Raw genomic sequence first — 12048 nt, forward strand, 5'->3', positions numbered from 1 at the left:
CATCCGGCGACGCCCGCGCGGCGTCGCTCAAGGCCTTAGTGCGCGGCGGCGGTGCGCTTGGCCGGAGCCGGCTTGGCGGCGGGCTTGGTCACATTGGCCTGCGCGGGAGCACTGTCCCAGCCGCCTTGCGGGGTCGCCACATTGACGGCATCGTCGGGCTGCGGCTCGGCTGTAAAGGTCTGGATCGCGAGTTTTGCCGCGGCGAGCGACTGGGCGTCGAGCCGCTTGGCGATATCGTCGCGCTTACGGCTGGCGTCGGCATCGCCCTGGCTTGCGGCCAGGCTGAACCATTTGAAGGATTCGGCGAGGTTCTGTTCGACGCCGATGCCGCGGGCATAGAGGATGCCGAGGTTGAACTGGCTGTCGGCGACGCCGCGATCGGCCGCCTTGCGGAACCATTGCGACGCGCTGTTGTAATTGGCGCCCTGGCCGCCGCCGTCGGCGTCGAGTACGGCCAGATTATGCATTGCCTTGGCGTTGCCGCGCTCGGCCGCCTGCAGATAGTAGCGCCGCGCGGTATCGACGTCCTTTTTCACGCTCATGCCCTTCTCGTAGAAGGTCCCGAGCCGGAAGATCGCGGGCACCACGCCGGCCTGCGCGGCGCGGTCATACCATTTCGCTGCTTCGTCCAGATTCGGCGCAATGCCCTTGCCCTCGGCAAAGCGCACGCCGATCTCATAGGCCGCGGTCGGATCGCCTTTCAGCGCCGCGGCGCGCAAGTTCGGTCCGCCGATGCCGTCAGGCAGCCGCTCGGTCGGCGGCACCTGCACGGTGGCCAGTTTGCCGGGGGCCGGCGTCGTCGGGATCGCGCCGGTGATGTCGCTGGCGACGAGGGGCGAGGCCGTTGCTTGCGGGATCGCAACCTGCGCGCTGTCGAGCGTGTTGGGTGCGGAACTGTTGTTGGATTGCCGGCCGATCGGGGTCGGCGAGGTGATCGACGGCGCCGCGGGCGCCGGCATCGCGGGCTGCGCGCTAGTGTCGGCGGGCGGTGGCGGCGGGGCGGTCTGCTCGCTCGAATTTTCCATCGCCGGCATGGGCGGCGCGCTGCCGGTGTCGAGCAGGCTCATCGCCATCTTGAAGGTGCCGAGCACGATCACGACCACGCTCGCGCCAACCAGCAGCGAACGGATCTTCGAGGTGACGGTCGAGGGCGCCTGGCCCTCAACCGCGATTTTGACCTTGGATTTGTCCTTGGATTTGTCCTTGGCGGCGGCCTTCGACGCCGCGCGCGCGGCCTTCTCGTTGACGGGCTGAGCCGCGGCGGCCTGGGCGGCGCGGCGCGCGGCGGCAATGAAGCTCGAGGTGCTGACGGGCTCTTTCTTGGCGGCTGGAATTTCGCTGATCGCGCTTTCCGAGGCTGCGATGCGCTCGGAGGGCGAAGACATCCGCGCCGTCGGACGGGTACCCGGCTCCAGCGGATGGTCCGGCGGCAATTCCGGTTCGATCGCAATGCGCGGCGGTGCTGCGTGCGGCTCGAGGATTTCGCTGATCGCGCGCGGCGTCGCTGGGGCGGCGGCGGCTATGGCCGGCGGCTGCGCGGCATGGAATTCGCGCGGCGCGGCCGCAAAATGCTCCTGCGCGGCGGCGGGATTCGGCAATTCGGGTTTCGGCTGCGGCACGAAGGCCTGCGGCGGCATCGCGACCCGGGGCATTTCGGTCCGCGCTTCCACGCGCGGCTCGATCCATTCGGGCGCTGGCGCCGGCGCAGGCGGCGCCATCATGGGCTGCGGCGCCACCGGGGGCGCGGCGCGGACCGCGCGCAGATCGCCTTCGATCATCGCCAGGCGATCGACCACATGGCCGAGTGTGTTGTGAACCGTCTCCAGCGAATCCTGGGTGCGGCGGTCGGTTTCCGACTGGCTGAAACGGATGTCGGACAATTCGCGCTTGACGATATTGACGAGGTCCGGGTCCATCGACAGCGGCGCCGGCGCGCTGACGTTGCGAGTGTTGTCGGCGAGCGCAACAAGGTTCGCGTGCTGGCGTTCGAGGCTGCGCAGGATGTCCTGCAGCCCGTCCTCGACCCGCCCGAGATTGCCGGAGCCATTGCCGGTGGAGGACTCGATCCGCTCCAGCAAATACGACACGCGCTGTTCGAGATGGGCAAACGCCGAAGCGTTGTCGTTGCCGACCGGCATCCGGTCGAGCCGTTCGGTCAGCGCCCGCAGTGCGGCTTCGATCTGTTCCGAATTATCGCTCGCGGCCGGCCGCTCGCGGCTTTCCAGCGTCGAGCTCAGCGCGGCGATGCGCTGTTCGAGGACAGCAAATGAATCGCTGTTGTTGTTGGAACGGGACAGCTGATCGACCTTGGACGCCAGCGTGTGCACGTCTTCGGAAAGCCGCGCCAGCGCGTCGTTGGAAGCGACGTTGGAGACGATGGCGCGCAATGCGGCGATCGCGCCCTCGAGCTGCTGGACGGTCGACGGATCGTCATTGGCGCGCAGGATCAGATCGAGCTTGGCGCCGAGATTGCGGATCGCCTCGTCATAGCCGGCGAGTTGTTCGGCCGGGGTCAGCGAGCCCAGCACCTCGCGGATTTCGGAGAGCGCGCGCTCGATGCCGGAAAGCGCCTGGCCGTCGGTGCCGTTCTGCCGGTTTTCGTCGATGCGGCGCGACAGCGAGCGGATTTCGTTCTCGATCGATTCGATCGCGCGGCGCGGCATCGCTTCGGTGATGGCGGCGCGGATTTCGGCGAGTTCGCTGCGGAACATGGCGATCGACTGCTCGACATGGTCGGGGCGCTGCAGCGCCTCGATCTGGCTGGTGATCTTGATCAGATGACGTTCGAGCGAGGAGAAATCCGGGCCCGAAGGCGCAGGCTGCGGCGCCGGCGGGGGAGCGTAAGCCGCCATCGGCGGCTTAGCCGGGGCCATCGGCGGAGCGTTGCGCGGCGGCATCTGCCGGGGCGGCGGACCATCGAGTTCGTTCTGGCGCGCCGCGATTTCCGTGATCGCCGAATCGAACGAGGCGGGGCTCAGCGGCGGCGAGGGACGATAGACCTGGGCGGCCGCGCGCTCGACCGCCTCGGACTGGCGCTGCCTGTCCTGGGTCTGGGTCTGGGCCTGGCGCACCGGGGCCGGGTTTGAAATCTGCGACAGCCGCGCGTCGAGACGCGAGATGGCGTCGTTCAACTGCCGGGCGACGGACGGCTCGCTGCGGGGCGCCTCATTGCGCGGCGCATTTTCGCTGCGCGGGGCCGTTTCGCTCCGCGGTCTCGGCTGCGAAATCTGTTCGATCTGCCGGGTGATCGAATCCAGCCGCTGGTGAATGTCGGCGACGTCGCGGCTTTCCTGGCTCGGCATCGCCGGCCGTTGATCGTAAGGCGCGCTGCGGAAGGGGGGAGGGGCTGATTCGCCGATGGTGGAATTGAGCCAGTCGCTCAAGGTCATGCCGGCGCGGCGCGCGGCTGCCTCGGCCCTTTCGCGGACGGATGGATCGATGCCGTCAACACTCCACGATACGCGCGAATTCATGCTCAGATCCGGTTCCGCTCCGGCGCCCACACCCTGCGCCTGCAGCCTCCCCGCGCGTCCCAACGAAGAGACAATCGAATTCCGCGCAGGTCGTCTGCCTCAGATCCTGACTTTTTCGCGTTACGGTAAATAACGGGTTAAGGTTTGGGCACTTGGGCCAGTAAAGTTGCCGCTGGCGGTACAATCGAGGGGCGTGCCGAGGCGTTGCGGCCAAAGCCGGGTTCCGGGCTCCGTCCCGATCAGCCGGGTCGCGGCAGCTCAGCCGTTGCTGTCGTGTTGGCTGTCCGCGAGCGGCAGCACGTTCGTCCGGCTAGAAATGGCGGACAAGGCGTCGATGGCCTCTTCGCACCACTCGGCCACGCTACGCTCATGACGAAGTCCCATGTGCAGCAGCAGCAGTCTGCCGGTATCCGCCGTGGACGCGGTTCCTTGCGGGAAGCGCTTGGTGAGCAGGCGTTCGTAGCGGGCGAGGCGGTCGCGGTGATGCTCCAGCCGTGCCATCAGATCGTCTCGCAACGGTTCGATGTCGACGCTGTCGAGCGCGTAAAGCCGCACCAGCAGATCGTCCTTCATCGATGCTGGGCTGCTTGGCCGGGCGGCCCAATGCCTCAGCGCGGCTCCACCCTCTGGCGTGAGGGTGTAGACCAGCTTGTTCGGCTTGCCGGACTGCACGACCTCGCGGCCCTGCACGTGGCCACGGTCGCGCAGCCGCGAGAGCTCGCGATAAATCTGCTGGTGGTCGGCCTTCCAGAAGAAACCGATCGAGGCATCGAACGTCTTGGCGAGTTCATAGCCCGTCATCGGACGTTCGGTCAGGCATGCGAGGATCGCGTCGCCAAGCGCCATCGGCCGCCACTCCTTTTCGACCATCATCCTTGACTTTATGCACATAGGCGCATATGCGTCAATGTGCATATCAACGGTCAGACTGAACCCGCCCCAAGCCGGGCACCGCGCGTTCGCCCATAGGAGACGTCCCAATGACCGGGCTCGACAAATGGTACAGCTATATGAAGTCCCACGACACCGCGGCGCTGTGGGATCTGCTCCACCCCGATGCAGTGTTCGAGAGTCCCGTCGTGCATACGCCGCAACGCGGCCGCGACATCACCTTCAAATATCTCGCGAGTGCTGAAAAGGTGCTGGGCGGTCCGGGCTTCGCCTATGTCGGCGAATGGCGCAGCGCCAATGGCGCGGTGCTCGAGTTCGAAAAAGAGATCGAAGGCATCAGGATCAACGGCTCGATATCATCACCTTCGACGCCGACGGCAAGATCACGCATTTCAAGGTGATGGTGCGTCCGCTCAAGGCGATCAACCTGCTGCACCGGCTGATGGGAGAACAACTCGTGAAGCAGGGGAACGATGCCGGCGTCGCAAAGTCGCAACCACTGTCTCGATCGTAACTGCCTTTAATAGTGCCTTGAATCGACGGAACCGGTTAAGGTCCATTTTGGGAACGCAAACGTTGCTGCGCTGCATGAACAGCGAGCCGGGAGAAAACCATGCCGATCTATAAAGCCCCCGTTGAGGACGTGAATTTTCTGCTGAACGACGTGTTCCAGATCGATCGCTACGACAATCTTCCCGGCTTTACCGACGCCTCCGCCGATGTCCGCGAGGCTATCCTGGGCGAGGCCGCCAAGCTCAGTGAGGAAGTGCTGCAGCCGCTCAACCGGGTCGGCGATCTCGAAGGCTGTGTCCGCCACGACGACGGCAGCGTCACCACCCCGAAGGGATTCAAGGAAGCCTTCAGGCAGGTCACCGAGGGCGGCTGGCTGGGCTTGTCCGCGCCGACGGAATATGGCGGGCAGGGGCTGCCGGTCACGCTCAGCCAGGCCGTCACCGAATTCCAGAGTTCGGCGAACATGGCGTTCTCGATGTATGGCGGCCTGACCATGGGCGCGACCGCGGCGCTGATCGTGCATGGCAAGCCCGAGCAGAAGAAGATGTTCGTGCCGAAGATGGTGGCCGGCGAATGGACCGGCACCATGAATCTCACCGAGCCACAGTGCGGCACGGATTTGGGCCTGCTGCGCACCAAGGCCGTCAAGCAGGCCGACGGCAGCTACAAGATCACGGGCACCAAGATCTTCATCTCCGCCGGCGAGCACGATCTCGCCGACAACATCATCCATCTGGTGCTGGCGCGGATCGAAGGCGCACCCGCCGGCATCAAGGGCGTGTCGCTGTTCGTGGTGCCCAAAATCCTGGTCAATGCCGACGGCTCGCTGGGGCAACGCAACGGCGTTTCCTGCGGCTCGATCGAGCACAAGATGGGCATCCACGGCAATTCGACCTGCGTGATGAACTACGACAGCGCCACCGGCTGGCTGATCGGCGAAGAGAACAAGGGCATGCAGGGCATGTTCGTGATGATGAACGAGGCCCGCCTCGGCGTCGCCGTGCAGGGGCTGGCGCAATCCGAAGTCGCTTATCAGAACGCGGTGGCCTATGCGCGCGAGCGCCTGCAGGGCCGTTCGCTGACGGGCGCCAAGGCGGCCGACAAGCCGGCCGACCCGATCATCGTACATCCCGACGTTCGGCGCACGCTGCTCACCATCCGCGCCTTCAACGAGGCCGCGCGCGCCATGGTGATCTGGACCGCGCTGAAGAGCGACGTGGCCCACCGCTCCAGCGATCCCAAGGATCGCCAGGAGGCGGACGACCACATGGGGCTGATGACGCCTGTCATGAAGGGCGTGATGACCGACGTCGGGTTTTCCAACGCGGTGCTGGCGCAGCAGATATATGGCGGCCACGGCTATATCGCCGAACATGGCATGGAGCAGTTCGTGCGCGATGCCCGCATCGCCATGATCTATGAGGGCGCCAACGGGATTCAGGCCCTCGACCTGGTCGGCCGCAAATTGCCGCGCGACGGCGGCCGCGCCGCGATGGCGTTCTTTGGCGAGGTTGCCGCGTTCGCCAAGGACCACGGTGCCGACGAGGCGATGAAGCCCTATGTGGCGCCGCTCTCCACCGCGCTCGGCCATTTGCAGCAGGCCACCGGCTGGCTGATGCAGAATGCGCTGGCGAAACCCGACAATGCCGGCGCCGCCGCCACCGATTACATGCAATTGTTCGGCCTCGTCACCTTTGGCTATATGTGGGCGCGAATGGCGAAAGTGGCTCTGGACAAGATTGCGGCCGGCAGTGCCACATCCTATCTGACCACCAAGCTCGTGACCGGCCGCTTCTTCATGGAACGGATGCTGCCGGAAACCACCGTACATCTTGCGCGCATCCAGACCGGAAGCGCGACCACCATGGAACTGGCGGCGGAAGCGTTCTGAGTTTCTTTCGCCGTTTCCCCGCGGCTTCGCGAGCATGATCCGGAAAAGTGGATACCGGTTTTCCGAAAAGATCATGCTCAAACAAAAGATAGCTATATATTATGATCCTCATATCAGGAGGGCGTCATGCCTGAGGCATATATCTACGATCACGTTCGCACCCCACGCGGCCGCGGCAAGGCCGATGGCGCGCTCCATGAGGTGACCGCGCTGGCGCTGGCGACGGTGCCGCTGCAGGCGCTGAAGGAGCGCAACCATCTTAGCGAAGACGTGGTCGACGACGTCATCCTGGGCGTGGTCGATCCGGTCGGCGAAGCCGGCTCCGACATCGCGCGGTTCGCGGCGCTGAAGGCCGGTCTCGGCGAGGCCGTGCCGGGCGTCCAGATCAGCCGCTTCTGCGCTTCCGGCCTCGATGCCGTGAATTTCGCCGCGGCCCAGATCATGAGCGGCCAGCATGACCTCGTGATCGGCGGCGGCGCCGAATCCATGAGCCGCGTCGGCATCGGCGCCTCCGGCGGCGCCTGGCCGATGGATCCCTCGATCGCGGTGCCGGCCTATTTCATGCCGCAAGGCGTCTCGGCCGATTTGATCGCGACCAAATACGGTTTCTCCCGCGACGACGTCGACGCCTATGCGGTGCAGAGCCAGCAGCGCGCGGCAAAGGCCTGGGACGAGGGCCGCTTCAAGAATTCGGTGGTGCCGGTGAAGGATATCAACGGCCTCACCCTCCTCGCCAAGGACGAACACATGCGCCCGACCACGACGATGCAGTCGCTCGGCCAGTTGCAGGCCTCGTTCGCGGCGGTCGGCGCGATGGGTTTCGATGCGGTGGCGATCCAGTCGCATCCGGAAGTCGAAAAGATCAACTACGTGCACCACGCCGGCAACTCTTCCGGCATCGTCGATGGCGCCGGCGCGGTGCTGCTCGGCAGCAAGGAAGCAGGTAGCAAGCACGGCCTGAAGCCGCGCGCGAAAATCCGGGCGTTTGCCAATATCGGCTCCGAGCCCGCGATGATGCTGACCGGTCCGGTCGACGTTACCGAAAAGCTGTTCGAGCGTTCCGGCATGAAGAAGTCGGACATCGACCTGTTCGAGTTGAACGAAGCCTTTGCGTCCGTGGTGCTGCGCTACATCCAGGCCTTCGACATCGATCCTTCGAAGATCAACGTCAATGGCGGCGCGATCGCGCTCGGCCATCCGCTCGGCGCGACCGGCGCCATGATTTTGGGCACCGTACTCGACGAACTCGAGCGCACCAATAAATCAACCGCGCTGGTGACGCTGTGCATCGGCGGCGGCATGGGTACCGCGACGATTATCGAGCGGGTGTAACTGCCGTAGGGTGGGTTAGCCGAAGGCGTAACCCACCTTGCTATGGCGAAAGAAGCGGTGGGTTACGCTTCGCTAACCCACCCTACGAGATCACAGAGTCAACCGCCGCGCCTGACATCGGCTGCCGGCATCGAGGGAGCGACCAACATGGCCTTCAAGAATTTCAAGATCGAAACCGACGCCGACGGCATTGCGCTGGTGACATGGGACACGCCCGGCCGTTCGATGAACGTGCTGGACGAGACCTCGGTCAACGAGCTCGAGGAGATCGTGAAGCAGACCTCGGCCGATGCCGCCGTGAAGGGCGTCGTCATCACCTCGGGCAAGGAGGCGTTGTCCGCCGGCGCCGATCTATCGATGCTGGAGGGCATGAGCCGCAGCTATGCCGAAATGCTCAAGGCCAAGGGTGAAGTTGCCGCCAACCAGATGCTGTTCGACCAGAGCCGCCGGTTCTCGCTGGTGTTCCGCTCCATCGAGACCTCGGGCAAGCCGTGGGTCGCAGCGATCAACGGCCTGGCGCTCGGCGGCGGTTTCGAACTCACGCTGTCCTGTCACTACCGCGTCGCCGCCGAAAATCCCAAAACCCGCCTCGGCCTGCCCGAAATCAAGGTCGGCCTGTTCCCCGGCGCCGGCGGCACCCAGCGCGTGCCGCGCATCGTCTCGCCGCAGGACGCGATGCAGTTGCTGCTCAAGGGCGAAGCGATCAATCTCGACAAGGCCAAGGCGCTTAACCTGATCCACGCCATCGTTCCCGCGGCCGACCTGATCAAGGCGGCAAAAGACTGGATCAAGGGCGGCGGCAAGGCCATCGCACCCTGGGACGAGAAGGGTTTCAAGCTGCCCGGCGGTCCGGTTTTCTCCAAGGCCGGCATGATGATGTTCCCGGCTGGCAATGCGATCTTCCGCCGCGAGACCTATGACAATTATCCGGCGGCGCGCGCCATCATGAGCTGCGTGTACGAGGGCCTGCAGTTGCCGATCGACGCCGCGTTGCGCGTTGAATCGCGCTACTTCACGCAGATCCTGCGCTCGAAGGAGGCCGCGGCAATGATCCGCAGCCTGTTCCTGTCGATGCAGGAGTTGAACAAGGGCGCGCGGCGGCCGCCAAACGTGCCGCCGACCAGGGTCAAGAAGCTCGCCGTGATCGGCGCCGGTTTCATGGGCGCCAGCGTCGGCTATGTCTCGGCGCGCGCCGGCATCGACGTGGTCTTGATCGACCGCGACCAGGAGAGCGCCGACAAGGGCAAGGGCCACGCCCAATCGGTTATCGACCATCTGATCAAGAAGGGCCGCGCCAAGGAAAGCGACCGCGACGCCATTCTGGGTCGCATCAGCGCCACCGCCGACTATAATGTCCTGAAGGATTGCGATCTCGTCATCGAAGCGGTGTTCGAGGACCGCAAGGTCAAGGCGGAAACCTACGCCAAGGCGCAGCCGCTGCTGAAGGACGGCGCGATCTTCGCCTCCAACACCTCGACCTTGCCGATCACCTCGCTGGCCGAGGAATTCAAGGACCAGGGCAAGTTCGTCGGCATCCACTTCTTCTCGCCGGTCGAGAAGATGATGCTGGTCGAGATCATCGTCGGCAAGAACACCGGCGACGTCGCGCTCGCTACCGCGCTGGATTATGTCCGCGTGATCGGCAAGACGCCGATTGTCGTGAACGACTCCCGCGGCTTCTTCGCCAACCGCTGCGTGATGCGCTACATCGCCGAAGGCAGCGAGATGCTGCTCGAGGGCGTGCCGCCCGCGATGATCGAGAACACCGCCAGGATGGCGGGCATGCCGGTCGGGCCGCTGTCGCTGTCGGATGAGGTAGCCCTCGATCTCGGCCTCAAGATCATGAAAGCGACCGAGGCCGATCTCGGTCCGAACGCCATCGACCAGGCGCAGAAGAAGCTGATGGTCGAGATGGTGGAGAAGCAGGGCCGCTTCGGCCGCAAGAACGGCAAGGGTTTTTACGACTATCCCGAAAAGGGCAAGGGCCAGAAGAGCCTGTGGGCTGGACTGGCCGGCCTGCAGCCCAAGCATCTCGATCCCGACACGCTCGAGGTAGAGGAGTTGAAGCAGCGCTTCCTGGTGGTCCAGGCGGTGGAGGCCGCGCGCACCGTGGAGGATCACGTGATCGTCGATCCGCGCGAAGCCGACGTCGGCTCGATCTTAGGCTTCGGCTTTGCCCCGTTCACTGGCGGTGCGCTGTCCTATATCGACTTCATGGGCACGAAAAAATTCGTCGAATTGTGCCACAAGCTGGAGGCCAAATATGGCTCCCGCTTCACCCCGCCGAAACTCCTGGTCGAGATGGCAGCGAAGGGCGAGACCTTCTACGGCCGCTTCCCGCCGAAGAAGCAGGCCGCGGCGTAACGCAATCGGGTCCCGTCATTCCGGGATGGTGCGTCAGCACCAGACCCGGAATCTCGAGATTCCGGGTTCGATGCTGCGCATCGCCCCGGAATGACGGCAATGATGGATCAACAATAAGGGGCCGGATCATCGATCCGGCCCTTCGCATATTTTATTTGTCGCTGAAAGCTCACGCCGCCTTCATCAGGCCTTCCTTGGTGAGCGCTTCCTGGACCATCGGGCGGGCGCCGACGCGGGCCTTGTAGGCCAAAAGATTCGGCAGACCCGAGAGGTCGAATTTCATCCGGTCGGCCCAGGACAGCATGGTGAACAGGTAGCCGTCGGCAACAGTGAAGTGCTTGCCCATCAGATACTCGCCGCCGCCAAGCTGGCTGTCGACATACCTGAACTTGCCCATCACCCGGTCCTTGAAGAAGGCCTTGGCGTCGTCGGCCAGCACCGGCGAGAACATCGGGCCGAAATTCTTGTGCAATTCGGTGGTGATGAAGTTGAGCCACTCCAGCAACTTGTAGCGTTCGGTGCTGTCGCGGGCCGGCGCGAGGTTCTTGTCCTTGGCCTTGTCGGCGATCATCTGCACGATGACCGGGCCTTCGGTCACCAGTTCGCCGCTGTCGAGCGCCAGCGCCGGCACCTGGCCCTTCGGATTGATCTTCAGAAAATCGTCACCGTTTTCCAGCTTCTTGGCCCGCAGGTCGACTTTGACCAGATCGTAGGGGAGACCGGCCTCCAGCAGCGCGATATGGGGGGAGAGCGAACAGGCACCGGGTGAATAATACAATTTCATAGGATTTTCCTTCCCTCGGATTATTGGCTAAGGCCCTTGAGCCTGGTCGGTTCTGATCGGATCAGAACCGACCAGGCTCAAAATCTTCATTTTGACGCGTTTTCTTCACGTGAACCGGACCTACTTCGCTTGAAAACGCTGCGGAATGACTAAATGCATATGCATGAAATAGTCAAGATTGATGCAGCTGCATTTAGTGCGGTACACTTGCCTGTGACAGGTATGGACTAGACCATGAAACGCAAACCATCGACCGAGGTGACCGCCGCCTGGATCCGCCTGATGCGGGTGCAGAGCCGGGTGCTGGACTGCGTCGAACAGGATTTGAAGAAGGCCGGCTTTCCGCCGCTGGCCTGGTATGATGCGCTGCTCGAATTGTCGCGCGCGCCGTCCGGCGAAATGCGCCCGGTCGAACTGGAAAAGCAAATGCTGCTGCCGCAATACTCGACCTCGCGGCTGATCGACCGTCTGGTCGACGAGGGGCTGGCGGCGCGGCGCGAATGCAAGATCGACAAGCGCGGCCTGTTCGTCGAGATCACGGAAGCCGGGCGCGAGCTGCAGAAGAAAATGTGGAACGCCTATTCCGCCGCGATCGAAAAATACGTCGGCTCCAAATTGTCCGATGCCGATGCCGTCAAACTCTGCGGTCTGCTCGACCGGCTGGGTTGCTCCTGCAGCGAGGCCAAGCCGGCCGCCGCCGCAAGAGACGGCGTACCGGCCCGATGATATCGTTTTTACCATCTGCATCCGCGAGCCCCGGGGTTCGTGGATGCCCCTGCCACACGGCGCGTTCGGTCGAA

General features: G+C 64.2%; 7 protein-coding genes and 1 pseudogene. 5 read left to right on the forward strand and 3 right to left on the reverse strand.

Annotated features, from left to right (window positions below):
- Positions 1 to 35: 35 nt before the first annotated feature.
- Positions 36 to 3473: a hypothetical protein gene (locus V1289_RS25875; RefSeq protein ID WP_334399937.1), complete on the reverse strand. Its 3438-nt coding sequence runs from the start codon at positions 3471 to 3473 to the stop codon at positions 36 to 38.
- A 258-nt stretch (positions 3474 to 3731) separates the two neighbouring features.
- Positions 3732 to 4319 (reverse strand): PadR family transcriptional regulator, encoded by a 588-nt coding sequence (locus tag V1289_RS25880; RefSeq protein WP_334399939.1) that lies wholly within the window; start codon positions 4317 to 4319, stop codon positions 3732 to 3734.
- Between the two features lie 134 nt (positions 4320 to 4453).
- Between V1289_RS25880 and V1289_RS25885 the strand changes: the two are divergent.
- From V1289_RS25885 to V1289_RS25900, 4 genes and pseudogenes are all read left to right on the forward strand, one after another.
- Positions 4454 to 4878, forward strand: a pseudogene (locus tag V1289_RS25885) (nuclear transport factor 2 family protein).
- A 99-nt stretch (positions 4879 to 4977) separates the two neighbouring features.
- The gene (locus tag V1289_RS25890; protein ID WP_334399941.1) at positions 4978 to 6768 is read left to right on the forward strand and encodes an acyl-CoA dehydrogenase C-terminal domain-containing protein; all 1791 of its coding nucleotides are present in this window, start codon (positions 4978 to 4980) and stop codon (positions 6766 to 6768) included.
- A 126-nt stretch (positions 6769 to 6894) separates the two neighbouring features.
- Positions 6895 to 8100: an acetyl-CoA C-acetyltransferase gene (locus V1289_RS25895; RefSeq protein WP_334399943.1), complete on the forward strand. Its 1206-nt coding sequence runs from the start codon at positions 6895 to 6897 to the stop codon at positions 8098 to 8100.
- Between the two features lie 147 nt (positions 8101 to 8247).
- The gene (locus V1289_RS25900; protein ID WP_334399945.1) at positions 8248 to 10464 is read left to right on the forward strand and encodes an FAD-dependent oxidoreductase; all 2217 of its coding nucleotides are present in this window, start codon (positions 8248 to 8250) and stop codon (positions 10462 to 10464) included.
- 169 nt (positions 10465 to 10633) lie between these two features.
- Here the strand turns inward: V1289_RS25900 and gstA are convergent, their stop codons facing one another.
- Positions 10634 to 11248, reverse strand: a complete 615-nt coding sequence (gene gstA / locus V1289_RS25905) for a glutathione transferase GstA (protein ID WP_334399947.1) — start codon at positions 11246 to 11248, stop codon at positions 10634 to 10636.
- A 234-nt stretch (positions 11249 to 11482) separates the two neighbouring features.
- On the opposite strand from gstA, the gene V1289_RS25910 reads away from it, so the two are divergent.
- The gene (locus V1289_RS25910) at positions 11483 to 11974 is read left to right on the forward strand and encodes a MarR family winged helix-turn-helix transcriptional regulator (protein ID WP_309181581.1); all 492 of its coding nucleotides are present in this window, start codon (positions 11483 to 11485) and stop codon (positions 11972 to 11974) included.
- The last annotated feature ends 74 nt before the right edge of the window (positions 11975 to 12048 follow it).

The organism is Bradyrhizobium sp. AZCC 2289 (genome assembly GCF_036924615.1).
Classification (GTDB): domain Bacteria; phylum Pseudomonadota; class Alphaproteobacteria; order Rhizobiales; family Xanthobacteraceae; genus Bradyrhizobium.